Source organism: Chryseobacterium indologenes, assembly GCA_016025055.1.
GTDB lineage: Bacteria > Bacteroidota > Bacteroidia > Flavobacteriales > Weeksellaceae > Chryseobacterium > Chryseobacterium indologenes.
Genome location: CP065590.1, coordinates 473,064 through 497,199, shown reverse-complemented (window position 1 = coordinate 497,199; position 24,136 = coordinate 473,064). Strand labels below are relative to the sequence as shown.

The window sequence follows — 24,136 nt, the reverse complement described above, 5'->3', positions numbered from 1 at the left end:
TTTTTAGTTTCGGCGCGGCCAAAGGCCGCGCCGAAACTATTATAAGTAGTTATTTTCTATTGTATTCCGCGTACAAAACTCATAATGGCGTTCACAAATTTCTTATTCTTTTCATAATACAAAAGATGTCCGCCATCTATAGCGATCACTTTCTGATGAGGAAACCGAAAGGTCTTATAATGCTGGGTACCGACAGCTTTATCTTTTTTCCTGTAATTATCAGGACCGGAACCCTGATGTCGCTGGTCATAGGTGTATAATCAGCATAATATTCAGGGAAATCTTTAGGTTGGGGAGATCACCGCCATCCCAAAGTCGATAATCCGGGGATGCAGGGAGTCAATTTTATCCGATTGCTTGATCGTTTCAATATCATCGGTAAGAAATTTGTAACCGATTCTTTTCTTTCTTAATGCGGCACTTATTTTGGAAAGCTCGGTGGAAAGGCTGTCTTGTGGGATAACCCTGCTTTTTTGTTGCAGAAGACTGTTTCCATATTCAATCTGTTCTTTTACGGATTCGTGATTAAGGAAATGCAGTGTGACATTAGCAAGGATAAGCCCTTTGATATACTGGGGATACTTTTTTGCATAATTGACGGCGATGATTCCTCCGAAAGAATGGGCTAATAGAAAAACTTTATTTAATTGAAGATGTTGCCTGAGTTCTTCAATGTCCTGAACCATTTTTTCAAGATGATAGTTTACTGAGGTTCCGGATTTTCCGGATCCGCGTTGATCCATATAAACCATTTTCAGTTCTTTTTCCAGGCTGCTGCCTCCCATCAGTTCAAAAGATGGATAGCCTTGCCCTGGACCACCGGGAACATAGATGCACGCTTCTCCTTTTCCGGAGATCTTATATTTTATTTTGACATGGTCGGAAGTTTCAAAAAAAGCTCCGTCTTCCTTGCTCTGCGCTGAAATGACCATCAGAGAACCGAATAAAAAAATAAATATATAGGCTTTCATATCCTATATAACAGTTGTAAGTGATTGTTTATTACTTTTTATCTGATCTTTTTCAGGGAAGCAGTTTTCATCTGCGCTATCCATAAGTTCGCTCAACATAAGATTCTGATAGTATCTGATCTCTGTTTTTCTTCTTCGGTCCAGGCTTCAAAATCAAATATTTGTTTTCGAGCTTCTGAAAGTGACAGGTGTTAATTATACTGTGAAAAAGCAGTGCATCGTAAAAAAGATACTATTTTCTTGTAGTTCTTTTAATTTATCAGAGAGCTCTTGTTTATTTTGGGGTTTAAAGGCAAAAGCAGATGCCCTGATTTTATCAACAGTCATATTTAATTAACACCTATAGTAAAAACGGATACACATCCGGCAGTAGATTGATGTGTTGTTGTTTTCCGCTATAACCCGGCAATTTTTTTAAACAGTTGGTGATATTCAGTTACCAATCCTTCTTCGTCAAACAGAACATTGGCTTTAAAATCGTTTTCGAGATTTTCATAAAGATAGTTGTTGCCATTTTTCCGGGTGTATTGTTGCTGTACAGGTCTGATGTTATTGTTTAAAACATCAATATAAATTACGTCGATTACCCGGGAAGTATTTTCCTGTAACTGGAGGTTATTTACTGGTAATGTATTTGTAAAAGGGGTTAATGAAATATCAATAAATGTGAAATCTTTAAAATCTGGATCAATTACGGTATTGATTTCCCATTCATCATGGAGCTTTCTGCCGGTTATCTTATTTTTTATGGTGTTGATTTCAGATTCAATCATGATTTTAAGATTTTCCAGTCTTTATCAATAGCGAGTTTATAGTTTACCGTATATAGATAATCCTGATAGCAACCTATAATTGTAGATTCTACCGTATAATCCTCACGCTTTCTGAGAGTAAAATATTCCAGGGATTCATAGGCGATCCCTTTCCATATTAATGTTTTCATTTTTGTAATTTTAATGTGTAGTTAGGCTCACTTAGTTAGAAATCCGTCGTTTCCTTATCCTGCTTAGTGTTTCTCTTGCCACTCCCAGGAAAGAGGCAAGTTGAGAAAGTGATACGCGCTGTATCATCTCCGGATAATTTTTTTCCAGATATTCCAACCTTTCCTGTGCGGTGTATAGTTTAAAAAGATTGGAAAATTCTTCCTGTTTCGAAGCGAATGTGCGGATGCAATGACGCCCTGACGCTTCTATTTCAGGAGATTGACCTGCTGCTTCAAACAGCTTTTCTTTATCAAAAACAATGGCTTGTAAAGGCTCACAAGCTATCATATTAAACTCAGACCTTTGTCCGCTTCCAAAGCTGGTGATATTGGTTGCTATTTCATTCTCAAAGAAAAAACCGGTATTTTTAGAAACGCCGTTTACTTCATAATAACTCTTGCAAAACCCGCGATCGATGTAAAATAAGGAAGAACAAATCTCACCCTCCTTAAGCATCATTTCATTTTTTTTGTATGTTCTTTTAGAAAGAGCAGGCTGGAGTAAATACCAGCTTTCGTCGGAAAATTTTGTAAGAGAGCGGATGTACGTAAGGAGATTTTCCATAATTGAATAATGAATGATTACTAAAGACACTTTTTGGTGTTTTAATTTAAAAAACAGTTGATATTATGATCATATTAAAACTTTACTCCACATCCAGGCTCATAAACAATGCGATCTCATCTGAGTTTTCGTATAATCTGGTATTGAGCCCGGTAATATTAAAACCCATTCTTCTGTAAAATTGTATGGCGGGATAGTTGGTATTCTGGGTTTCAAGCTCAATGATCCGGGAGTTAAGGCGTCTGGCCTCCCTGATTGCGCTTTTTATCAACATGATGCCGGCTCCGTGTCTTCTGTATTTTTGATCAACCAGAATATTCTCGATATAAAAGCTGTTGTTCCAGGCTCTTTGTTCACAGATTATCCAGCCAATAATTTCATCATCAATGTAGGCCGCAAAAGACTGTCCTTTTTCAATAATCTTATTCAGATCCTTGAAATCTTCGTCGCTGGTTTCCCATAATTTGGAATAAGATAAAGGTTTTTCTTTAACTACAAATTCAAAAGAGCCGGAGAATTCGATAGAAGAAACGGTGTAGATCTTTTCAGTAGTATAGCCGTTGTGGCCCCAGTTTATACTTGGGTCGGAGATCAGTTTCAGAAGTCTTTTTATTTCCATAAAGTATTGAATGTATTATATAGAAGTACAGATTTCTATAAGATAATTGTTGGGATCTTTAATATAAGCTGTTTTTTGACCCCAAGGTTTTACAGCGATATTTTCATATAAAACAGCTCCGTTTTTAATTGCTTTTTCCACCAATTCTTCTACATGATCAGTTGTGAACCCTAATTCTATTCCAAAGGGTTTTGTTTCTGCTTTAGAGGATAAAAAACCTTGTTTCACATTGGATGAAGCCAGATCAACGGAAGCGAAAGAAAGACTCGTCTCTCCGGTTGACAGCTCTCCATAGTCTTTTTCAGGGGTGATGAATTTTATTTCGGCTTCAAAAGTATTTTTATAGAAATTCATAGATTGTTCTACATCTTCTACATACAGGATTACATATTTGAATTGAATCTTAGCCATGGGTTTTGAATATTAATTATTGTTAATTTAAAATATAATTTTCATCCTGCATCAGTTCAACATGAGGTCCGTTACGGGGATAATAGGGCATCCCGCCAAAATGGCCAAACTGAAGCTGAAATTTCTGGGAAAGATTTCTTACTTTGCTTCCCAGTGAATTGACATCAACGTGCTGAATACGATCTTTATACTGTCTGCCATTGGTGAAAAATAACATCAGATTACACTGATCTTTAAATTCATACGTATTGTAATAAAAAACACTGATATTTTCTTCTTTACAAATAGACGTCAGAGCATGAAGCATATCTCTCTTTGATGATAAAGGAAGATTACAGTCAATCCTGACGGAAAGTACTTCTGCATTGTCTTTTTTAAAGTCTGAGCCTACAATCTGGATAAAATTGTATTTAATATTTGTGAATGTAGTTTCGGCATGATAGATTTTACTGGCCTTTGCTGTAAAAGGAGTACTGAAATCTATTGATATTGCATGCTCGAGAATAAGCAATTCTTCGATTTCCAGAGCAAACTGAAAGCAGTAATCAAACAGATGATAACCTCCTAATGTAATAACCAGCTGATTATCGTCACTACTCAAATGCAGAAATGCTTGTTTGTATTCTGTTTTAAGAGTTTCCAGTTTTAGGATAAAGTCCTTGGGATTATTGACCTTAATTCTGGTGATCAGTTCTGCTGCATTATCAGCATGTCCTCCAATTCCTTCAAAAAATTTGAAAAATTTGAAATGATATAAATTTTCAGGAAATTTAAAATACCAGTATACTCCTAAAATCATAGTAAAATCGCTTGATACATTGTAAAATATCAAAATTAAATAAAATTTCATACTCCAAAACTTTCAAAACCCTTAAATTTGTGACCAATAAAAATTTTACTTGGATGCTTAGGAACATTTCAATTGCGGCAGCTACTTTCTTGTCCGTAGTTACAATCAATGCACAGAAGAACAAAAACACTCAATTGGAAAGGCCAAAACTGGTCGTAGGTCTGGTAGTAGATCAGATGCGTTGGGACTATTTATACCGTTTTTATGGTAAATATGGAAATGACGGTTTTAAAAGACTACTGAATACCGGATATTCTCTGAATAACGTGCACATTCCTTATGTTCCTACGATTACAGCTTTGGGACATACATGTATTTATACGGGATCAGTACCTGCGATCCATGGAATTGCAGGAAACGACTGGACAGATAAAGAAACAGGTAAAGGAGTATATTGTACAGCAGATGAAGCCGTTCAGCCTGTAGGAACAACCAATACCAAAACAGGAAGCCACTCTCCAAAAAAATCTTTGGTCTACCACTGTAACTGATGAATTGAGGCTGGCAACCAATTTCCAGGGAAAAGTAATCGGAGTTTCTTTAAAAGACCGTGCTTCTATCCTTCCAGCAGGACACACGCCCAACGGCGCCTTTTGGTTTGATGACAGTACCGGAAACTTTATTACCAGTACGTGGTATATGAATGATCTGCCTCAATGGGTAAAATCATTCAACTCACAGAATTTACCTGAAAAATTAGTGGCAAACGGATGGAATACTTTGCTTCCAATTAATCAATATACAGAAAGTGCTCCCGATAATTCTCCTTGGGAAGGATTGTTAGGAAGTGCCAAAACACCAACTTTCCCTTACAGCAATTTGCCGCAGGATTATCAGACCAAAAAAGACAACATCCGTTATACACCATTTGGAAATACATTGACCCTGAAATTGGCTGAAGCGTCAGTAGAAGGTGAAAAATTGGGAGGTGACAACATTACTGACTTTTTAGCAATTAACTTAGCTTCTACAGATTATGCCGGACATAAATTCGGTCCGAATTCTATTGAAGTAGAGGACGTTTATATCAGACTTGATCAGGATCTGGCAGAATTCTTCAAATATCTGGATTCAAAAGTTGGAAAAGGGGAGTATACTGTTTTCCTTTCTGCCGACCACGGAGGAGCACATTCTGTAGGTTTCCTTAAAGAGCATAAAATCCCGACCGGTTTCTTTGGAGAAGGAGCTGAAAAAAATATTAACCAAAAGTTAAAAGATAAATTCGGAGCTGATAAACTGATCAATGCTATTGATAACTATCAGATTTATTTTGACAGAAAAGTATTGGCAGACAATAAACTTGAATTGGATGACGTAAGAAACTTTGCCGTAAAAGAATTGGAAAAAGATCCTACCGTTTTATACGCTGTTTCTGTAGATAAAGTGCAGGAATCAAGTATTCCGGAGCCAATCAAACAAAGGATTATCAATGGAATCAACAGACAAAGGAGTGGTGATATTCAATTGATTTCACACGACTCTATGCTGCCTCCATATTCAAAAACAGGAACGACACACAGTGTATGGAATTCTTACGACTCTCATATTCCTTTGATCTTTATGGGATGGGGAGTACAACACGGAGAAAGTAACAAGGCTTATCATATGACAGATATTGCCCCTACTGTTTCTTCTCTGTTAAAGATCCAGTTTCCAAGTGGGAATGTCGGAAACCCGATTACAGAGGTTATCGGTAAATAAATTAAAAAGATGTTTATTTTATAAAGGCTGCCTTCATTATGTGAAGGCAGCCTTTTTTCAGGGGTAATTATTCAGGAATTCTTCCTTTTGCCCAATACATTTAAAAAGCTATCTTTGCAAAAAAATTGGTTTCCAGCATATTGGAATGAAAAGGGAATCGGGTGTAACTCCCGGACTGTCCCCGCAACTGTAAATCGCAATAAAAATTTCTGTAAATAGCCACTGTGTAAAAACGGGAAGGTACAGAAAGCGAAAGTCAGGAGACCTGCCAGTTTTATAACCCAAACATATTGCTTTCGGAGGAAAAGTAAAAGAGTATGAGTATAAAAAGATCTTTAGTACTGCTTTTTTCGTCTTATGGTTGTTTTCTTTTTGCACAAGAGAAAGCTATTGATACAATTTATGTCTTCGACAGTCAGATCAATAAAGTCAGGCTTTTTCATCCTGTAAAGATTATCAATACCGAAGACGCTGAAAAAAATTCAACCAATCTCTCAGAGCTGTTGAGATTCCAGTCTCCTGTTTATATCAAAGAAAATGGCCGTGGGGCTGTTTCTTCACCTTCTTTCAGAGGAACGACTGCGCAGCAGACCGCTTTTGTGTGGAATGGGATTAATATTAATTCTGCTTTTTTAGGGCAGGGCGACATTAATAATATCGCTTTATTGGGATATGATCAGATAGGAATAAAGGCTGGCGGAGGAAGTGTCATATATGGCTCCGGTGCTATTGGCGGAAGTATTCACCTTAATAATAATCTAGATTTTAATAAAGGATTTCACGGTTCTTTATTTTCTGAAGGAGCTTCTTTTAATACATTTAATAATCTGGTTAAAGGTTCTTACAGCAATGAAAAACTAAGCTTTCAGGCTTCCGGAAGTCATTCTGTAAGTGAGAATGATTATCAGGTAGATGTAAAAGACGGAAGGAAATATACCAATAACAACGGAAAATACTATAATACCAATTTTAATATATCAGCTGCTTATAAATTAGCTCCTCATCACCAGATATCCTGGATTACGGAGTTTTTTAACGGCATGCAGCATTATCCGGTTTTCTTTGATACTGAAAAAGGTACCAAGTACGGAACCCAAAATGTGAGAAGTTTAGTTTCCTGGGATTGGAACACGACACGATTTACCAATTCATTCAGGGCTGCATATACGGAAGAAAATTTTCAATATTATGCTAATATTGAAGGCCCGGAAACAAGTGGAGGGGCAGGAAAAAACTATATCCTGAAAAACGATTTCAATTATTTTCTTAGTTCAAAATGGAACTTTAATATTATCGGAGAATACCAGTTGAATAAAGGAAGCGGAGAAGGAACTTCAATGCTGGGGAATGTAAGTAGAAATGCAGGATATGTAGCTGGGTTAATACGTTATTTTGCGGCGAAAGATGTACACTTTGAAGCTGGAATAAGAAAAGATTTTGTCGAGGAAATTAGTTCACTGTTTCTGTTTTCCTTCTCAGGAAAATGGAATGCCACACCATGGTACCATGTAGGATTAAGTGTTTCGAGGAATTTCAAAGCTCCGACATTTAATGATTTATATTGGCAGCCGGGAGGGAATAAAGATTTACAACCTGAAACTTCTTACCAGCTGGAATTAAGAAATCAATTTAAGGTCAAAGGGATTACGCTATCTGTTACCCCTTATTATATGGATATCAGGGATATGATCAGATGGCTTCCTACTTCTGCAGGGTACTACGCAGCTTCAAATACCAATAAAGTAGAATCTTATGGAGTCGAAGCTCAGTTTGAATATGAGAAAAAGTTTGGAAAACACGTTTTGAAAACGAATCTGGGATATTCCTATACAAAATCTACTGATCTTGAAATTCAGAAACAACTGATGTACGTACCTCTACATAAATTTGTAGGTGGTATCGATTATCAGTATGATTTTATAAAAGTGTATGTACAGGGAATGTTTAACGGACTTACTTATACAGATTCCAATGAAATTAAAGATCAGGCTTTAGAATCGTATTTTATAATGAATGCGGGACTTAGAGCAACATTTTTTAAAAATTATAACTTAGGTTTAAAAATAAATAATATTTTTAATAAAACATATTATACTATGCGGTATTATCCATTGCCTGGAAGAAATTATAGTATAAATTTAAACATTAACTTTTAAAATAAATTAATTGCATATGAATATCAGAAAAATTTTACCTCTTGCGTTATTATCAGCACTACTTTTTAGTGTTTCTTGTAGTAACGATATCGATTTAGGAACGGATACCAATCTTCCTACAAGTTATGAAAAAGGCATTCTTATTGCTAATGAAGGAGGCTTCACAACGCCTACAGCAGATGTTTCTTTTTTAAGCAATACATTAGCTTTCGGATATAATAATATCTATACCAACACCAATAAGGAAGAGCTCGGAAAAGTGCTCCAAAGTATAGGTTTAAATGGAGATCGTGCTTATTTGGTTTCTAATATTCCTAATAAGATTGATATTGTTAATCGAACTAATTTTAAAAAAATAACAACAGTTACTGCTAATCTTGATAATGCAAGGTATATTGCTTTTTCAGGAGGTAAATATTATGTTACGAACAATAATTTTACTACAGTTCCTAACGTAAGAAAAGTGAATGTATATAATGTTTCGGATAATGCTTATGTATCCAGCATTAATTTTCCTCGCTATGCAGAAAAAATTGTAGAAGCTGAAGGAAATATTATAGTACAAACGGACGGTGTAGGATATGATTTTAGTACAACACCTGCTACTTCATTCGCAACCGGATATACCATAACGGTAGTAAAACCATCTACCAATACTGCAGAACAGCCTATTGTCCTTCCTAATGTAGGGATTATCAGAGATCTTATTTCTTATAAAGGTGCGGCATATGTGTTAGCTTCTGATAATACAAATTCTTATATTTATAAGATCAACTCGTCAGCAGGAACCTATACAACAACAACTATTACAGGAATTCCTCAGGGGCAAAAGCTTAGAGCTGATGATGATAAATTTTATCTTTTTACCAGTAGTAAAGAGGTATTTAAAATGAACATTGGTTCAACTGTTGTTCCGACAGTACCTCTTTTATCATTATTTGGAAATGTGTACGGATTTGATGTAATTGATGGTAAACTTTATGCTTCAGATGCTAGCTTTACAAGCGACAGTAAAGTGTATGTATATGATACCGCTGGGGGTAATTTATTGAAAAACTTTATAGCCGGAATTGGTACCAACGGTTTCTATAAAAACTAAAAATTGCGCTTCGGCGTATATTATATAAATTTTTATTTTTTCATCATTTGTGTTTTTTCCGGCCGGTTTCTTCGAAACCGGCCGGCTTTGTTTTATACAGATCAAAAAAGGCTGCGGCGGGACAAAGTCCCGCCGCAGCCTTTTTGATATCAATTTTCTTATAATGTTAATCCCAGTTTCTCAGCTTCAGCAATTACAAATTTTGTTGCCTCCTCTTTTTCATTAGGAATTTCGCCTTCCAGAATAGCTTCTTTTACTTTTTCCTTAAGAATACCAATCTCACGACCCGGTTGTAATTTAAACATTTCCATAATTTCTTCACCGGTAATAGGGGGCTGGAAGTTTCTCACCTGATCCTTTTCTTCCACTTCTTTAATCTTGACTGCTACATATTCAAAGTTTCTTTTGAATTTCTCCTGTTTTTTTGAATTTTTTGTAGTAATATCTGCCTTGCAGAGTGTAAACAGGTCTTCAAGATTTTCTCCGGCATCAAACAAAAGTCTTCTCAATGCAGAGTCTGAAGCATCATCAGTAATCAAAGCAATAGGTCTGGATGAAAGCTTTACCATTTTCTGTACATATTTCATATCACTTCCCAACGGTAATTTTAATCTCTGAAAAAGTGTTTTTGTCATTTTTGAACCTAAAAATTCATGTCCGTGGAATGTCCAGCCTGTCCCTTCAACAAACTTTTTGGTAGGAGCTTTTCCGATGTCATGCAGTAACGCAGACCAGCGAAGCCAAAGATTATCTGTATTTTCAGATATATTATCTACAACTTCCAGGGTATGGTAAAAGTTATCTTTGTGAGTTTGTCCTTCCACTTCTTCCACACCTTTCAGCTCTATCAGTTCAGGAATAATCAGCTTTAAAAGACCTGTTTGTTCCATGAGTTTTAATCCTACAGAAGGTTTTTCCGAAAGCATGATTTTATTGAATTCTACCATGATTCTTTCCATAGAAACAATCTTGATTCTTTCTGCTTCCTGTTTGATTGCCTCTAAAGACTTTTCTTCAATTGTGAAGTTCAGTGTAGATGCAAAACGTACTGCTCTCATCATTCTCAAGGGATCGTCAGAATAGGTTTGGGCCGGTTCTAAAGGTGTTCTTAAGATTTCTTTTTCGAGATCTTCAATACCATTGAACGGATCGATCAGTTCACCGAAATTATCCTTATTTAAAGAAATGGCCATTGCATTAATGGTGAAGTCTCTTCTTTTCTGGTCGTCTTCCAGCGTTCCACCTTCCACTTCCGGTTTTCTGCTGTTTTCAGTGTAACTTTCTTTCCTTGCCCCTACGAATTCCAGCTCAAGATCTTTATATTTGATCATTGCCGTTCCATAGGTCTTGAACACAGATACCTTCAGTTTAGGATCAATATCCTTAGCTACATTTTGAGCGAGCTCAATACCACTTTGTTCCGTCACAAAATCTATATCAGTAGAAGCCTTTCTCTTCATCAGAAGATCCCTCACATAACCGCCTACAATATATACAGACTGATTATTTCTTTCTGCAGCTTCAGAAATGATTTTAAAAAGTTTTAAATTTTTATTTTGAGCAAGATTAATTTTCATCGTTTATAATAGTGTCAGTTTCTACCAATGTTGCTCACTAATCATAATGGGCATACATTTTACTAATTTTTCCCTCTTCATCAAAAAACATGACCTCAACAGCATGTTTATCCATAATAGACTTATAAAATAATGCTACTGAATCAACTCCGGCAGTTGAGTGAATCAATTCAAAGTGAAGACCAGGAAATTTTTCCAATGCCTTCCTCCAATACTCACGAACAGCCTCTTTTCCGTGTAATGAACTTTCTTTACCACCGGTAGCCATTGCTATCATCGGGGTTGTGATTTCGATTTCTTCGGAATAATGAGAAAGAATATCGTCCAAATCATGAGAATTCCAGGTATCTACCCACATCTGAGCAAATTTTTGATGATTCATAGCATGTATTTTATGAGGTGAAGTTTTGCAAAGATAAAACTAAAAAAAGAAATCCTGCCGATATGTACAGGCAAGACTCCAAAAATAAATCAGGTAAGACAAAATTTATTACTCCCTGAGGACTTTTATTCTGTTATCAGCCCATATTTTAATCACCGAAGATCCTGAATATTTTGAAACTTTATCTCTGTCTTCTTCCACTGCATAATCGACAAGCTTGATCATTTCCGGAGAAATATCCGAAAATTTCAAAGGACTTTTATCACCGCTGAAATTGGCTGAGGTAGATACCAAAGGTTTATTCAGTTTTGTAATTAATTTTTTACAAAAATCATTTTTTACCAATCTGATTCCTATACTGCCATCCTCAGCAAGCAATTCCTTAGGAAGACCTCGTGGGTTTTCATATACGATAGTTACCGGCTTTTCGCTCAGGTCAATGATTTCCCAGGCCATTTCAGGAACATCTACCAAATCCTGAAGCCTTTTTTCAGACTCTACCAGAATAATCATAGACTTATTCTTTTCCCTTTTTTAATGTCAAAAATTTTATTGACAGCTTCTATATTGGTGGCATCACATCCGATTCCCCAAATCGTATCGGTAGGGTAAAGAATAGTTCCGCCGGATTTTAAAACATCTATAATATGTTCCATAATTGTATTGAATTCAAATCAGTCGATAAAGGTAGAAAATCTAGGTTTTTTAGACAAAAAATTAACCTGTAAATGAAACGGGATGTTGAATTATTTTTTAAGTTTTGGCTAAAGCCAATGGAAGATGTATTTATTGAAAAACGGGCTAAAGCCCGTTCCTGTTGATTTTGATTTGTCTGTTTTATATTAAGATAAATATGGAAATTGTCAATAGAAATGGGCTTTGGCCCATTAACAAATTTATATTTACATCCATCCCAATTTAGATAAATATCTTTCCTCAATAATATTCAGGTGATGATAATTGTGGCCCACGATCAATTTTCCGATTGTTTCTACGGAAACTTCATTTCCGTTGGCGATACCTGTCGTTTGTAAAGCGGAAGGAGTTAGGGTTTCAGCTAAAATCTGAGTAGATTTTCTTACCAGCGTATATTCTTCAATTAAAGATTCTAAAGTTCTTTCGTGAGCGAATGACTTTTCAGCATATTCATTTTCATCAAATCCAGGAAGATTATTTTTATCACCTCTTGCAAAAGCGAGCATTCTGTATTGAAAGACTCTTTCACAGTCTGATAAATGAAGCAAAAGTTCTTTCAGGGTCCATTTTCCTTCAGCGTAGGCGAAACGGGATTGTTCCTCTGTGAGATTAGAATAGATTCCGATTGTTTTTTCTCCGGAAATTTTTAATTCTTTCAACCAATCTCCTGACGGAATCTGATCTAAATATCTTTGAACGTATTTTTGAAAATCTGACATATTGTTTTGAGTTATAAGTTAGTAATTTTTGATGTGCTTCTATGAATTGCTCCATTCATAAAAATTCACGGAATCATAAAGTTCAAATCCGCAAGCCGGATACAATTGATTTCCGATATCATTGCCTTTTCCTGTTTCCAATAAAATTCCGCAGGCTTTGGAAGATCGACACAGGTCTTTTGATTCTTCAATGAGTGCTTTGGAAAACCCTTTTCCACGGTGCTTTTCGTTGACATATAAATCATTAAGCAACCAGTATCGCTGCATTCTGGTGGAAGAAAAAATAGGGTAGAGCTGTACAAATCCAGTTAACATACCATCTTCTTCGGCAACGAAAATTTCAGAATCTTTGTTTTCCAGTCTTTCCTGAAGAAAATGAGTAGCGGCAGGGATATCAGAGTCTTTATGATAAAATATTCTATACTGATCGAAGAGTTCTGCAAGTTTTGGCAAATCGGAAATGATTGCTTTTCGTATATCTCTCATAATAAGATAGTGTTTTGGTGTAAAATAAAATGAGAAGGAATATTTTTATTAAATCCCTTCTCATTATTTTATTTTGTTTAAGAAAAAGCTTTCTCTAAATCTGCAATAAGATCTTCTGCATCTTCAATTCCAACGCTTAAACGAACAAGGTCATCTGTAATTCCCAGTTCAGCACGTTTTTCTGCCGGAATAGAAGCGTGGGTCATCAATGCAGGATGATTGGCCAATGATTCCACACCTCCCAGAGATTCAGCAAGTGTGAATACTCTTACTTTTTCCAGAAACTTGATGGCATCTTCTTTTTTTCCGGATTTGAAAGTGAATGACACCATTCCTCCTGATTCCTTCATTTGAGATTTAGCCAGCTCATACTGAGGGTGAGATTCCAATCCCGGATAAATGACTTTATCAACGGCCGGATGGGTTTCAAGATATTTTGCAACCGCAAGACCGTTGTCAGAATGTCTCTGCATTCTTAACGCCAATGTTTTGATTCCTCTCAATACAAGGTAAGAATCGTGTGGTCCTAAAATACCACCACTTGCAAATTGAATAAAGTGAAGTTTTTCACCTAATTCGGCATCTTTAGCAATAAGAGCTCCTGCAATAACGTCAGAGTGACCTCCGAGGTATTTTGTTGCAGAGTGCATTACGATATCAGCTCTCAGATCAATAGGTCTCTGGATATAAGGCGTGGCAAAAGTGTTGTCTACCGCAACTAAAATATCCTTTCCTTTAGCAATGTCTACTACTGCCTTGATATCTACCAATTTCATCAACGGATTGGTTGGAGTTTCCACCCAGATCAGTTTTGTTTTGTCAGTAATAACGTCAGCAATTTTAGAAACATCATCAAAATTCACGAATGTAAATTTCAACTGATATTTTTCGAAAAGTCTGGTAAACATTCTGTAGGTACCACCATAAAGGTCATCCACAGCAATTACCTCATCACCTGGATTCAACAATTTCAGAACACAGTCAATTGCTGCAAGACCTGAACCGAAAGCCAAACCTCTCGCTCCGTTTTCAATACTTGCCAAAGAGTCTTCCAATGCCTGTCTTGTAGGGTTGGCAGCTCTTGAATATTCATATCCGGAATGTACTCCGGGACTTTTTTGTGCAAATGTAGAGGTTAGAAATACAGGAACATTTACAGAACCTGTTGCAGACTCATGATGCTGCCCTCCGTGAATTACTTTTGTATTAAAATTCATAATATTTTATAATTTACCAATCTAATAATGTACCAATTTACCAATATTTCAGCATTGTTTTATCAGTAAACTGATCCATTTTTATATTTTTATTTTATGGCTGATTTCACCGCAAACTCTTCTGCAATTTCTTCCATCCACTGTGCCACATCTTCCTCACCTGTTGCTCTCTGGTAAGTGTTTCCTAAAGAGATTAAGATCTGGTGGATAAACATCTTCATCTGATCCACGGGCATTTCTTTTGTCCAAAGATCGATTCGTAAAGCTTCTTTTGTTTTATCATCCCATACAGAGATCATTGTCGCTTTTGTTTCTTCCTTTTCAATACCACCGTCCTGAGCATTCCATGTGATGTTTTCAGGAACGTGGTTTTCATCCAGCTCTACATCTATCGTAATCTGAGTTTTTCTCATATCAATTTAAAATTTTCAGCAAAGTTAATACTTCTTGAGCTTATCTAAAATTTCTACGAAATTATCTTCATCAGGAAATGGTGTATTAAAGTTAAAAATTTTACCTTCAGGATCAACAATAATAAATCTTGGGATAGACTGTATTTTGTATTTATTCATAAACTGCTCTGCATTAATAAGCCAGAACTGTGGTATGTTAGACGTTTTTGTTTTTAAATAATTTGTCCATTTGGATTGTTCTTCGTCCAGACTGATAGAAATAAACTGAATATTATCATAATGTCTGTATTGGTAACTTCTCGACTCAAATATAGGGCGAATCTGTTTACACGGGCCACACCAGGTTGCCCAGAAGTCTATTATCACATATTTGCCTTTATATTTTGAAAGTTTTTGGGTAATCCCTTTATCATTAAGAAGAGCAATATCCGGAAATACAGACCCCTTCTGAGACCTATTGATTTCGTCAAGTTTTGAGTAGAGAGCTTTTTTGTAATCAATATTACTTACTTTACCGATTTCAGCATTAAAAAGTTTGTTTCTTGCAATGCTGTCCGTTTGTAGTTCTATGGATTTTGTTAAATGTTTTGATAGCAGCTGATCTTTTGAAAGTCCTTTTGGCATATGATCAATTTTCACAAAAAGAATACTATCCGGATTGGAAACCTGTTCTTTATCAGACAAAAGCAGATCCAGTTTATATTGCAGATATTTATCATTCTTGCTTACAAGTTTACCCGGCTTCTGAATATTTTCATTAAGCTCTTTTAAAAAGGAGCGGGTGGTGCAAACTTGGTATCTGTCAGAGAAGTCATTTTTATGTAATTATTAATCTCATTCAGATACTCTATGGCCATGAGTTGTCTTCTGTATTGTTTATAGTCCTCTGAAAGGGCGTTATTTTCCGGGTCAGCAAATATATTGAGAATTCTTTTGTTTTCTTTCCAGTCGGATTCTGCCACATCATAAAATTTTGTGGGATCATTACTGTAATTTTGTTTCTCCAGTGCATATTGAAATTCATACCCAAAAGAATTTTCACTGTTTTTATACACCTGATCAGCTTTCCTGTTTGATTGTACATAAGATACAATCTGGGTTGTATTAAGCTTGATATCGAAATTAAACCAATCACCACTGGCCATAATGAAATGTATTTTTTTATTTCCGATTTCCAGGATATATTCATCAAGAGGGAGTGCTTGTGTGGTCAACCAGCTGAATGTGTTATTTTTAACAATGGCTGCACCGATTTTCTTGTGAAAATCTTTGGAATAAATTCGTACAGAATCTATTTTGAGATCAGTTTCCAGCTTTCCTTTGATAACAACTCCGGTACCATCGCTGCGATATGATGTGGGCTTTTGGAAAATATAAAGCAATCCGGAGCCAATAATTAAGGCAGCAGCGGAGATAAAAATCTGCTTTTTATTTTTAAGGAATGCATTTTTAAATCCTTTTTTACTGTACCAGAAATAGCCAAGAACAAGAAATATGACCATCCAGAAAAGGCTCATGTATTCAGAATGAGAAATAAAACTGTTGAGATTTTTTATTTCCGGGGCATTCCAAAACGTATACAGAGAACTATATGGATTAAAAAAGTAGGCCTGTTTTTGTACAAGGGAGGTAATATTTGAAGCCAATCCCAGCGAGCCAATAAGAAATGACCAGATAAAGCCTTGAAAAGCAATTGAAACACATAGTTGAAGGGCAGCAATTCCTAAAATGGTGATCAGAATTCTGATAAAGGTCTTAATCATCCATACGATATCAAAGGTCATAAGTTTGGCTGGATCAGGATGTATATAATAATCTGCAACGGCTAAAATAATATTGAATCCAAAATAAGAAACAATACATATAAAACATAAGAATATGAGAATAATATATTTTGACAGATACAATTGAAATTTGCTCACAGGTTGTGTTTCCATCAGCTGCCAACCGTTATTTTTATGATCCGTTTGTGCTATTCTGTTGGCTGTAATAATGACAAATAACAGTACAATAAAAAATGTAAAATACTTGATGGCATCTCCACCGATAGCATCTTCAAATATTGAATACTTAAGTGTCCCTTCTATAACGAGACTTTTTTTGAAAAACCCAGGAACGAAGCTCAGAAAAGGGATTAGAGTTCCAAGGACAATGGCAATATAGGTCAATCCCAACCCTTTTGTTTTTAGCCATTCTGTACCGATGGCGGTTAATAATTTTTTCATCTGTGTTTAGTTTTTTGTTATTTCCATAAACCAGTCCTCAAGACCCGCATTATTTTTTACCTCAAAGATTTCGGCTTGAGCCAAAACCAGCTTTTTGATAAGAGCTGCAATATTTTCTTTAGACTCTGCAGTGATTTCTATGGTGTGGTCATTGATAATTTTAGGAGAATAATTCTCAGGAACTTCATCAATAAACCGAGTTGCATTTATGATTCCAATTCGGATATGGTTGTATCTGTAGAGTTCGTTAAGATCTTGTATACTTCCTGTAAAGCGAATCTCACCATGAGAAATAATAGCAAGATGAGTGATCATTTTTTCAATTTCCTGAAGCAGATGGCTTGATATAAAAATAGTAACTCCTTCTTCTTTGTTAAGTTTGATGAGTAATTCCCTCATCTCCAGCATTCCGTTAGGATCCAGCCCGTTTACAGGTTCATCAAGAATAAGCAGATCAGGTTTCCCAAGGAGAGTCATGGCAATAGAGAGCCTTTGCTTCATTCCCAGGGAATACTTTTTCATTTTCATTTTTCTGCTTTCCCAAAGCCCCACAAGATGTAGAACTCTTTCACATTCAGACCCGGGTAAATTTCGAAGTCTGGAAATAATGACAAGGTTATCCCAGCCGGAAAGATGGTCGTAGAATGCTGCTGTATCAATCAGGCTACCGATTTTCTGAAAGCCTTCCGGGTACAGATCTGATAAATCTTTTTCAAAAATCTGAATAGAATTTTGGTCGTCGGGAATACTGCCGATCAGCATTTTCATAGTTGTGGATTTTCCCGCTCCGTTAGCTCCCAGAAAACCAAAAATACTTCCTTTGGGAACCGAAAGATCTATATTTTTCAGGATGAGCTTGTCCCTCGTAAATCCGTAATTTAAATTCCGAATACTAATTAAATTTTCCATGTGCATGTTGATTTGTGTTGAAAATAAAAAAGACCCTTTGCAATACAAAAGGTCTTTTATAGGTATGTGATGTTCTCTACTTTGTTACAGGTTTATATCCGGATTGGTTAAAGATGCTGGTCGCATCCATTTTCAGAAAATCAGTTAATTTCGTCTCAGGTTTTTCTTTCAAGTAGGCTTTGCAGATTTGCCATCCTGTGAAAATCCCTATTTGTGGGGAAGATTCATTATCAATTTCTGTATAAAACTTTGAAAAAGGTCCCGGAGAAATAAAACGCTCACCCAATCTTGGGTCATCTCCGAAAATCAAATTGCTTTCTACGAAATAGTTCCAGATGTTGGCCTCATTGGCTTTAGCCCAATCATATTGCTTTTGGGTATAATTTATTTTAAGATAATCCGGAAAGTCAGGAAGGAAAGCATCCTGTAAAACCATCACCTTACCGTTGAGAATGATCTGATCAATAAATTTCTGGTGATCTGGAGATTCTGTAACGATGTTTTCCGCAAAAAGCTGCGACACTTTCGGAACAATATTCTGAGGATTCATAGATTTCTGAAAATAAAGCTCCAGTCCTTTGTAATGAGGATTACCATCTCCCATGAAACCTGTAATGTCTATAAACAAGAAGTTTCCTTTCCGGTCATAAATGATCGGGTCCTGTACCATCTGTAAAGCAGACGAAAAAAGATAAACTTTCGGACTCTTAAACTGAGGAAAATAATATTTAACATGTGAAAACAGCTCCTGAAGCTCTGTTTGTAATTTAGCCTGATCTATTTTTCCGATGGCTTCCTTATAGATTTTTATTTCTTCATCATCCGTTCTTCTTTTTCCGAAATCTTCATCAGAAACGGTGCCCTGAAACCATGGAAACTTAGATTTAAATTGTTCTAACGGAATCCCCGGATTGTAAAATTCTTTAGAAATATCCGTGATTTTAATTTTTTCGACAGGTTCTTTTATTTCCACTTTCCATTGATCTCCGGACTCTTTTTTACAGGAATCAAGTCCCAGAATTAAAACAGAAGAAAGCGCAATATATCTAAAAATCTTCATTATTTTTACAAGGAATTTAAGTTTACAAAAGTAAGGATTAAATGGACATATCATGATGAAAATTAAAATATTTACAACCCTTGCCCTTATTGCCGGATCTTCCTTTTTTTATAGTCAAAAGCTTGAGTTTAAGGACAAGAATTTTGAGAAAGCAGTGTTGGCAAATTTTGACCTTAATAAAAATGGAATCATGGAACCTGTAGAAACCGGAATGATAACCAATTTATTTCTGGTACAGAAAGGTATTACTTCCGCTGATGATTTACGGCATTTTAAAAACGTTAAAATGGCCGTACTCGATGATAATACTATTCCTGATATAAGGATTGCGAATTTCGATAAACTGGAATTGTTTTCATGTACAGGATGCAGACTCACTTCATTCACCGCAGAAAATTTAAAAAACCTGGGATCATTATATTTAGATAATAATCTTATGCAGGCTATTTCAATGAAAGGAACACCAAAAGTTGAACAATTAACATTATCTTTAAATCAGTTAGAAACTATTGATATTACTACACTCAAAAACCTGAAAAAGCTTAATATTGAACATAATAAAATTCAGATAATAGATATCTCAGCCAATACAGCCTTACAAACAATAAATGTAGGAGGAAATAATATGAAAGAATCAGATATTAAAAAAGACACAAAAACGGATGTGACAATTTTTGGAACTAAGGAATAAAAAATACGATGATAATAGAAACAGAAAGATTGATTTTAAGAAAACTTGAGGAGACCGATTGTGAAAGAATGTTTCTGATGGATTCCGATCCTGAGGTCATGAAATATCTTGGTAAGCCCGTGACAAGTCTTGAAGAATCAAAAGAAGCCATCAAAATGATTCAGAAGCAATACGACGAAAACGGAGTAGGAAGACTAGCTGTAATCGAAAAAGAAAGTGGCCTGATGATAGGGTGGAGCGGCCTGAAATTATTAAAACAACCCATCAACGGGCATGTGAACACTCTGGATCTCGGCTATCGTTTTATCCCTGAGTTCTGGGGTAAAGGATATGCCATGGAAACTGCACGGGCTGCTCTTGAGTACGGTTTTAACGAATTGGGTGCCGATACTATTTATGCTTATGCAGATGCCGGAAATACAGGTTCCAACCATATATTGAGAAAGCTTGGCTTTGAAAATACAGGAGAGTTTGAAGATTCGGGAATACCTTGTCTCTGGTACGAACTGAAACGTGAAAAATATATTGCATAGACCATGAGGATCAGACAGGAAGAAGAAAATGATCACGAAAGCGTGTTTCAACTTATAGAAGAAGCATTCAGAAATATGGAGCATAGTGACCATCAGGAACAGTTTTTGGTAGAAAAATTAAGAGTTTCCGATGCATTCATTCCAGAATTATCATTGGTAATGGAGGATGATGACGGAGAAATTGCGGGTCATATTCTGTTTACAAAAATCAGGATTGAAAATGCTTCAGAATCTTTTGAATCACTGGCATTAGCTCCCGTATCGGTTAAGCCGGACTTTCAGAATCAGGGAATCGGAAGCCAGCTTATCCTTCATGGACACCATATAGCCAGGGAATTAGGATATCAATCGGTGATCCTTCTTGGGCACGAAAAATATTATCCGAAGTTTGGTTACGAAAAAACAAGTAATTTTGGGATTTCTTTTCCGTTTGAAATTCCCGAAGAAAATGGAATGGCTATAGAGCTGGTAAAAGACGGACTAAAAAATGTAAAAGGGGTGGTGAAATACCCTAAAGAATTTGGTATAGATTAAAAATATAAATAATGCAGACACAAAAAGTAATAGATCATATTGTAGACTGGTTAAAAGAGTATGCAACAAAAGCCAGAGTTAACGGTTATGTAATAGGCGTTTCAGGAGGTGTAGATTCAGGAGTGGTTTCCACATTGGCGGCCATGACAGGATTGAAAACCCTGCTCATTGAAATGCCGATCCGTCAGAAAGCCGATCAGGTAGACCGAGCGAAAGACCATATGAATGATCTTAAATCAAAATTTTCCAATGTTGAAATCATGTCTGTAGATCTTACACCTGCTTTCGAGGAACTGTATAAAACATTTAATGTGCAGGATGATCTGTATCCCAACGAAAAACTGGCTTTTGCCAATACAAGATCCCGTTTAAGAATGCTTACGCTGTACTACTATGGCCAGCTGAACGGTCTTTTGGTATGTGGCACAGGAAATAAAGTAGAAGATTTCGGAATCGGTTTCTATACAAAATATGGAGACGGTGGAGTAGATGTTTCTCCAATTGCAGACCTTTATAAAACTGAAGTGTATACCCTGGCGAAAGGATTGAACCTTATCAAAAGTATTCAGGAAGCTATTCCTACAGACGGACTTTGGGATGTAGACAGAACTGATGAACAGCAGATCGGAGCCACGTATCCTGAACTTGAAAAGATTCAGAAAGAATACGGAACCAAAACAGCTGACGACTATGAAGGCAGAGATAAAGAAGTATTCCTGATCTTTGACAGAATGCATAAAGCCGCAAAACACAAAATGGAACCTATTCCGATTTGTGATATTCCTGAAGAATGGAGAAACTAGGTTAAATTGTTATATTAATAAAAATACTATGAATGGTAAAATAAGAGCCGTATTCTTCATCTGTTTAGGACTTCTTTTCGGGATGTCAGTGATGTATATTTACAAGAATTTTATTGACAAAGGAGATGCAAACATAGCAAAAACAGAAAATGTAAGCTACGGAAGTACTTCTGCAGAAAATCAATTGAATGTCGGAAATACAGCAAGTCAAGATCCCATTGAAAAACTGACGGAAGAAAGAACCGTTATCAGTTATGTTAAACAAAATCACAGATTACCGGACTATTATATCACAAAAAATGAAGCCAGGAAACAAGGCTGGAATCCTTCAAAAGGAAATCTTTGCGATGTACTCCCGGGAAAAGCTATTGGAGGAGATAAATTTGGTAACCGTGAAGGAAGGTTACCGGATGGAGAAAAGTACTTTGAAGCGGATGTGAATTACCATTGCGGCAACAGGCAGGCAGACAGAATTATTTTTACCAGAAGCGGAGACGTTTATCTTACCAAAAATCATTATAAGAGTTTTGATAAACAATAATGTCATTGCGTTCGTCACAAAGCCGATATTCCTGATAAGTTATTTTAAATAGTTAATTTTGAAAAATTATAGTTTTTATCTTCTTATGGTTTTTCTTCTGATGATTTCATGTAAAGAGAAACATAAAACAGTGAAGATTGAGCAAAAACAGTTCATAACTATACTTATTCAACCTTTTAAGGATGTCAGTTCTCAAAGTTTGTTAACGGTTACAGAAGGTATTAAAAAAGTTTACCCAAATGTACAGGTTCTTGAGGCTATAGATTTTCCTAAGAATACTTATTATAAAGAGAGAAATAGATACAGGGCTGATTCAATCATTAAATTTTTGAATAAAAGAACAAAAGATGGATTTGTTACGATTGGTTTAACCTCAAAAGATATAAGTGCAACCAGAGGGAAAATAAAAGATTTTGGAATTATGGGATTAGGGTATAGACCTGGAAAAGCCTGTGTAGCATCCAAATTCAGACTCAGTAAAGAGAATGCGAATGAACAATTTTATAAAATAGCCATCCATGAGCTTGGACATACACAAGGGCTGCCACATTGCCCTAGGAAGATGTGCTTTATGAGAGATGCAGAAGGTAAAAATCCTACCAATGAGGAGACCGATTTTTGCAATACATGCAAAGCTTTTTTAATAGATAAAAATTGGAAATTTAATTAGATATGAAGACAATATATATAGATTTTACAGACATAGGCGATTACGAAGATTTTTACGCCCAGCTAAAGGAAAAAATAAAACTTTCTGAACATTTTGGGGATAATCTTGATGCACTTTTTGATACCATTACGGGAGATCTCGAGATGCCGCTTCACCTTGAGTTTGTTAATATGACAGTAGATCAGTTGGAAATTTTTGAAGACTTGTTGACTACGCTGGAAGATGCGGAGGAAGAAGTAGAAGATTTCACTTTCAGTTACTATCTGGAGCAATATGAAGATGAGGACGAAGAGGAAACAGAAGATTAACTGATGATATAAAAAAGTAATAAGGTTGTTTTAGAAATAAGACAGCCTATTTTATGTGGTGCACATTGGTTATCCTTTTTTTAGTCAGTAAAGTCGGTTTTTTTTATTTTCTCGCAGATTTGGGAGATTCCGTAAATAGAAAGTATCGGGAGTTTTTATTGGTTTACCACTCATGCACGAATAAAATCATTCGTGAATGAGTGGCTATAAAAATTCTTACGAAAACCTTTGATTTTATTGTGTTGTAAAAGGGTTTGTTATTTATTAAATCTTTGCATTTTTTTCAACACCAATAAAAAACCTGTAGCATTCATTACTACAGGTTGTAAACTAAATATTATCAATACGATTTTTAAGATCTTTAGCTGATCCCATATCAAAACAAAAATTCTGTGGTTAATATAAAGCCACTAGTTATTTGTTCATAAAATTTACTTTCTTATTTTTTACAAAAAGGTAGAGTCAAAGTAAAAAGGTAACAAATCCTTCACGGCATGAACCTTCACTACTTCTTCATTCATGCTGGAGAAATAAAGGTCTATATTTTCGTTCTGTTTGGTTTCGTATTCTATAAGGCTTTGACGGCAAGCTCCACATGGAGGAATCGGAGGGTTGCTTTCATGGAATTCTTTCGGGCCACCCACGACGAAAATCTTTTCTATTTTCACATTAGGAAAATTCGCTGCCACCCAGAAAAGGGTAGTTCTCTCAGCACAAAGACCGGACGGATACGCCGCATTTTCCTGATTATTCCCGGAATAGATTTCTCCGTTTTCCAGCAAAACAGAACATCCCACCAGAAACTGAGAATACGGAGCATAGGCCATCTCACGAGCTTCTTTGGCTCTTTCAAATAATTTTTTCTCTATATCGCTCAGTTCGCTGCTATTTTTAAAGTATTCGTAACTGATCTGTATGTCTTTTTCATATATTGTCGACTAAAAAAGGGGGGTAAAATTACTTCTTTTTAATGAGGTGGGCAATATTTATTCTTCTTCCCGCAAATTCTAATTTTTAA

Annotated in this window: 27 protein-coding genes, 2 pseudogenes and 1 riboswitch; of the genes and pseudogenes, 10 read left to right on the top strand and 19 right to left on the bottom strand. The window is 35.9% G+C overall.

Going from position 1 to position 24,136, the window contains the following annotated elements; all coding sequences use genetic code 11:
* Positions 1-284 precede the first annotated feature (284 nt).
* The 7 genes from H3Z85_02280 to H3Z85_02250 form a co-directional block, all read right to left on the bottom strand.
* Positions 285-971 (bottom strand): alpha/beta fold hydrolase, encoded by a 687-nt coding sequence (locus tag H3Z85_02280; protein QPQ52348.1) that lies wholly within the window; start codon positions 969-971, stop codon positions 285-287.
* Between the two features lie 395 nt (positions 972-1,366).
* Positions 1,367-1,744, bottom strand: coding sequence for a putative glycolipid-binding domain-containing protein (locus H3Z85_02275; protein ID QPQ52347.1), 378 nt, complete (start codon positions 1,742-1,744; stop codon positions 1,367-1,369).
* A complete protein-coding gene (locus tag H3Z85_02270; protein QPQ52346.1) occupies positions 1,741-1,914 on the bottom strand; it encodes a hypothetical protein in 174 nt (57 codons plus the stop codon). Before H3Z85_02270 ends, H3Z85_02275 begins: the two co-directional genes overlap by 4 nt.
* Before the next feature lie 31 nt (positions 1,915-1,945).
* A complete protein-coding gene (locus H3Z85_02265) occupies positions 1,946-2,518 on the bottom strand; it encodes a Crp/Fnr family transcriptional regulator (GenBank protein ID QPQ53824.1) in 573 nt (190 codons plus the stop codon).
* An 82-nt stretch (positions 2,519-2,600) separates the two neighbouring features.
* The gene (locus H3Z85_02260; GenBank protein QPQ52345.1) at positions 2,601-3,137 is read right to left on the bottom strand and encodes a GNAT family N-acetyltransferase; all 537 of its coding nucleotides are present in this window, start codon (positions 3,135-3,137) and stop codon (positions 2,601-2,603) included.
* Between the two features lie 15 nt (positions 3,138-3,152).
* Entirely contained in the window at positions 3,153-3,548 is a 396-nt protein-coding gene (locus H3Z85_02255) for a VOC family protein (GenBank protein ID QPQ52344.1), read from the bottom strand.
* A gap of 22 nt (positions 3,549-3,570) precedes the next feature.
* Positions 3,571-4,398 carry a hypothetical protein gene (locus tag H3Z85_02250; GenBank protein ID QPQ52343.1) on the bottom strand — a complete coding sequence of 276 codons (828 nt, stop codon included), beginning with the start codon at positions 4,396-4,398 and terminating at the stop codon, positions 3,571-3,573.
* A gap of 53 nt (positions 4,399-4,451) precedes the next feature.
* Here H3Z85_02250 and H3Z85_02245 point away from each other — a divergent pair.
* The 3 genes and pseudogenes from H3Z85_02245 to H3Z85_02235 all read left to right on the top strand — a co-directional run bounded on the left by H3Z85_02245 (position 4,452) and on the right by H3Z85_02235 (position 9,354).
* Positions 4,452-6,099 (top strand): annotated as a pseudogene (locus H3Z85_02245) (alkaline phosphatase family protein).
* 109 nt (positions 6,100-6,208) lie between these two features.
* Positions 6,209-6,387: riboswitch (cobalamin riboswitch) on the top strand.
* A gap of 29 nt (positions 6,388-6,416) precedes the next feature.
* Entirely contained in the window at positions 6,417-8,255 is a 1,839-nt protein-coding gene (locus H3Z85_02240; protein ID QPQ52342.1) for a TonB-dependent receptor, read from the top strand.
* A gap of 16 nt (positions 8,256-8,271) precedes the next feature.
* Entirely contained in the window at positions 8,272-9,354 is a 1,083-nt protein-coding gene (locus tag H3Z85_02235) for a hypothetical protein (protein ID QPQ52341.1), read from the top strand.
* A gap of 158 nt (positions 9,355-9,512) precedes the next feature.
* Here H3Z85_02235 and H3Z85_02230 read toward each other — a convergent pair whose 3' ends face one another.
* The 11 genes and pseudogenes from H3Z85_02230 to H3Z85_02180 form a co-directional block, all read right to left on the bottom strand.
* Entirely contained in the window at positions 9,513-10,931 is a 1,419-nt protein-coding gene (locus tag H3Z85_02230) for an HD domain-containing protein (GenBank protein ID QPQ52340.1), read from the bottom strand.
* 37 nt (positions 10,932-10,968) lie between these two features.
* The gene (locus H3Z85_02225) at positions 10,969-11,313 is read right to left on the bottom strand and encodes a nuclear transport factor 2 family protein (protein ID QPQ52339.1); all 345 of its coding nucleotides are present in this window, start codon (positions 11,311-11,313) and stop codon (positions 10,969-10,971) included.
* 108 nt (positions 11,314-11,421) lie between these two features.
* Positions 11,422-11,969 (bottom strand): annotated as a pseudogene (locus tag H3Z85_02220) (threonylcarbamoyl-AMP synthase).
* A gap of 246 nt (positions 11,970-12,215) precedes the next feature.
* Positions 12,216-12,728 (bottom strand): DinB family protein, encoded by a 513-nt coding sequence (locus tag H3Z85_02215; GenBank protein ID QPQ52338.1) that lies wholly within the window; start codon positions 12,726-12,728, stop codon positions 12,216-12,218.
* A gap of 39 nt (positions 12,729-12,767) precedes the next feature.
* Positions 12,768-13,214, bottom strand: a complete 447-nt coding sequence (locus H3Z85_02210) for a GNAT family N-acetyltransferase (protein ID QPQ52337.1) — start codon at positions 13,212-13,214, stop codon at positions 12,768-12,770.
* A 77-nt stretch (positions 13,215-13,291) separates the two neighbouring features.
* A complete protein-coding gene (locus tag H3Z85_02205; protein ID QPQ52336.1) occupies positions 13,292-14,431 on the bottom strand; it encodes a cystathionine gamma-synthase in 1,140 nt (379 codons plus the stop codon).
* Between the two features lie 89 nt (positions 14,432-14,520).
* The gene (gldC, locus tag H3Z85_02200; protein QPQ52335.1) at positions 14,521-14,844 is read right to left on the bottom strand and encodes a gliding motility protein GldC; all 324 of its coding nucleotides are present in this window, start codon (positions 14,842-14,844) and stop codon (positions 14,521-14,523) included.
* A 24-nt stretch (positions 14,845-14,868) separates the two neighbouring features.
* On the bottom strand, positions 14,869-15,528 hold the full coding sequence (locus H3Z85_02195; protein ID QPQ52334.1) for a TlpA family protein disulfide reductase: 660 nt from the start codon (positions 15,526-15,528) through the stop codon (positions 14,869-14,871).
* 83 nt (positions 15,529-15,611) lie between these two features.
* Complete coding sequence (locus H3Z85_02190; GenBank protein ID QPQ52333.1) at positions 15,612-17,069, bottom strand: ABC transporter permease; 1,458 nt, start codon at positions 17,067-17,069, stop codon at positions 15,612-15,614.
* Positions 17,070-17,075: 6 nt separating this feature from the next.
* Positions 17,076-17,978, bottom strand: a complete 903-nt coding sequence (locus H3Z85_02185; protein QPQ52332.1) for an ABC transporter ATP-binding protein — start codon at positions 17,976-17,978, stop codon at positions 17,076-17,078.
* Between the two features lie 76 nt (positions 17,979-18,054).
* Positions 18,055-19,038 carry a gliding motility protein GldB gene (locus H3Z85_02180; GenBank protein QPQ52331.1) on the bottom strand — a complete coding sequence of 328 codons (984 nt, stop codon included), beginning with the start codon at positions 19,036-19,038 and terminating at the stop codon, positions 18,055-18,057.
* Between the two features lie 52 nt (positions 19,039-19,090).
* Between H3Z85_02180 and H3Z85_02175 the strand changes: the two genes are divergently transcribed.
* From H3Z85_02175 to H3Z85_02145, 7 genes are all read left to right on the top strand, one after another.
* Positions 19,091-19,729, top strand: a complete 639-nt coding sequence (locus H3Z85_02175; protein QPQ52330.1) for a leucine-rich repeat domain-containing protein — start codon at positions 19,091-19,093, stop codon at positions 19,727-19,729.
* An 8-nt stretch (positions 19,730-19,737) separates the two neighbouring features.
* The gene (locus H3Z85_02170) at positions 19,738-20,262 is read left to right on the top strand and encodes a GNAT family N-acetyltransferase (protein ID QPQ52329.1); all 525 of its coding nucleotides are present in this window, start codon (positions 19,738-19,740) and stop codon (positions 20,260-20,262) included.
* A 3-nt stretch (positions 20,263-20,265) separates the two neighbouring features.
* On the top strand, positions 20,266-20,796 hold the full coding sequence (locus H3Z85_02165) for an N-acetyltransferase (protein QPQ52328.1): 531 nt from the start codon (positions 20,266-20,268) through the stop codon (positions 20,794-20,796).
* Between the two features lie 11 nt (positions 20,797-20,807).
* A complete protein-coding gene (gene nadE / locus H3Z85_02160; protein QPQ52327.1) occupies positions 20,808-21,599 on the top strand; it encodes an NAD(+) synthase in 792 nt (263 codons plus the stop codon).
* Positions 21,600-21,681: 82 nt separating this feature from the next.
* Positions 21,682-22,140: a ribonuclease N gene (locus tag H3Z85_02155; protein QPQ53823.1), complete on the top strand. Its 459-nt coding sequence runs from the start codon at positions 21,682-21,684 to the stop codon at positions 22,138-22,140.
* Positions 22,141-22,225: 85 nt separating this feature from the next.
* Positions 22,226-22,810 (top strand): Zn-dependent protease, encoded by a 585-nt coding sequence (locus H3Z85_02150; GenBank protein ID QPQ53822.1) that lies wholly within the window; start codon positions 22,226-22,228, stop codon positions 22,808-22,810.
* A gap of 2 nt (positions 22,811-22,812) precedes the next feature.
* Positions 22,813-23,118, top strand: a complete 306-nt coding sequence (locus H3Z85_02145) for a barstar family protein (protein QPQ52326.1) — start codon at positions 22,813-22,815, stop codon at positions 23,116-23,118.
* 446 nt (positions 23,119-23,564) lie between these two features.
* Here H3Z85_02145 and H3Z85_02140 read toward each other — a convergent pair whose 3' ends face one another.
* Positions 23,565-24,050, bottom strand: a complete 486-nt coding sequence (locus H3Z85_02140) for a cytidine deaminase (GenBank protein QPQ53821.1) — start codon at positions 24,048-24,050, stop codon at positions 23,565-23,567.
* Between the last annotated feature and the right edge of the window lie 86 nt (positions 24,051-24,136).

What these genes read in the sequence shown, in the direction of transcription:
- H3Z85_02280 (QPQ52348.1), bottom strand. Translation starts at nt 971, where the DNA reads ATGAAAGCCTATATATTTATTTTTTTATTCGGTTCTCTGATGGTCATT.
- H3Z85_02275 (QPQ52347.1), bottom strand. Translation starts at nt 1,744, where the DNA reads ATGATTGAATCTGAAATCAACACCATAAAAAATAAGATAACCGGCAGA.
- H3Z85_02270 (QPQ52346.1), bottom strand. Translation starts at nt 1,914, where the DNA reads ATGAAAACATTAATATGGAAAGGGATCGCCTATGAATCCCTGGAATAT.
- H3Z85_02265 (QPQ53824.1), bottom strand. Translation starts at nt 2,518, where the DNA reads ATGGAAAATCTCCTTACGTACATCCGCTCTCTTACAAAATTTTCCGAC.
- H3Z85_02260 (QPQ52345.1), bottom strand. Translation starts at nt 3,137, where the DNA reads ATGGAAATAAAAAGACTTCTGAAACTGATCTCCGACCCAAGTATAAAC.
- H3Z85_02255 (QPQ52344.1), bottom strand. Translation starts at nt 3,548, where the DNA reads ATGGCTAAGATTCAATTCAAATATGTAATCCTGTATGTAGAAGATGTA.
- H3Z85_02250 (QPQ52343.1), bottom strand. Translation starts at nt 4,398, where the DNA reads ATGAAATTTTATTTAATTTTGATATTTTACAATGTATCAAGCGATTTT.
- H3Z85_02240 (QPQ52342.1), top strand. Translation starts at nt 6,417, where the DNA reads ATGAGTATAAAAAGATCTTTAGTACTGCTTTTTTCGTCTTATGGTTGT.
- H3Z85_02235 (QPQ52341.1), top strand. Translation starts at nt 8,272, where the DNA reads ATGAATATCAGAAAAATTTTACCTCTTGCGTTATTATCAGCACTACTT.
- H3Z85_02230 (QPQ52340.1), bottom strand. Translation starts at nt 10,931, where the DNA reads ATGAAAATTAATCTTGCTCAAAATAAAAATTTAAAACTTTTTAAAATC.
- H3Z85_02225 (QPQ52339.1), bottom strand. Translation starts at nt 11,313, where the DNA reads ATGAATCATCAAAAATTTGCTCAGATGTGGGTAGATACCTGGAATTCT.
- H3Z85_02215 (QPQ52338.1), bottom strand. Translation starts at nt 12,728, where the DNA reads ATGTCAGATTTTCAAAAATACGTTCAAAGATATTTAGATCAGATTCCG.
- H3Z85_02210 (QPQ52337.1), bottom strand. Translation starts at nt 13,214, where the DNA reads ATGAGAGATATACGAAAAGCAATCATTTCCGATTTGCCAAAACTTGCA.
- H3Z85_02205 (QPQ52336.1), bottom strand. Translation starts at nt 14,431, where the DNA reads ATGAATTTTAATACAAAAGTAATTCACGGAGGGCAGCATCATGAGTCT.
- gldC (QPQ52335.1), bottom strand. Translation starts at nt 14,844, where the DNA reads ATGAGAAAAACTCAGATTACGATAGATGTAGAGCTGGATGAAAACCAC.
- H3Z85_02190 (QPQ52333.1), bottom strand. Translation starts at nt 17,069, where the DNA reads ATGAAAAAATTATTAACCGCCATCGGTACAGAATGGCTAAAAACAAAA.
- H3Z85_02185 (QPQ52332.1), bottom strand. Translation starts at nt 17,978, where the DNA reads ATGGAAAATTTAATTAGTATTCGGAATTTAAATTACGGATTTACGAGG.
- H3Z85_02180 (QPQ52331.1), bottom strand. Translation starts at nt 19,038, where the DNA reads ATGAAGATTTTTAGATATATTGCGCTTTCTTCTGTTTTAATTCTGGGA.
- H3Z85_02175 (QPQ52330.1), top strand. Translation starts at nt 19,091, where the DNA reads ATGATGAAAATTAAAATATTTACAACCCTTGCCCTTATTGCCGGATCT.
- H3Z85_02170 (QPQ52329.1), top strand. Translation starts at nt 19,738, where the DNA reads ATGATAATAGAAACAGAAAGATTGATTTTAAGAAAACTTGAGGAGACC.
- H3Z85_02165 (QPQ52328.1), top strand. Translation starts at nt 20,266, where the DNA reads ATGAGGATCAGACAGGAAGAAGAAAATGATCACGAAAGCGTGTTTCAA.
- nadE (QPQ52327.1), top strand. Translation starts at nt 20,808, where the DNA reads ATGCAGACACAAAAAGTAATAGATCATATTGTAGACTGGTTAAAAGAG.
- H3Z85_02155 (QPQ53823.1), top strand. Translation starts at nt 21,682, where the DNA reads ATGTCAGTGATGTATATTTACAAGAATTTTATTGACAAAGGAGATGCA.
- H3Z85_02150 (QPQ53822.1), top strand. Translation starts at nt 22,226, where the DNA reads ATGGTTTTTCTTCTGATGATTTCATGTAAAGAGAAACATAAAACAGTG.
- H3Z85_02145 (QPQ52326.1), top strand. Translation starts at nt 22,813, where the DNA reads ATGAAGACAATATATATAGATTTTACAGACATAGGCGATTACGAAGAT.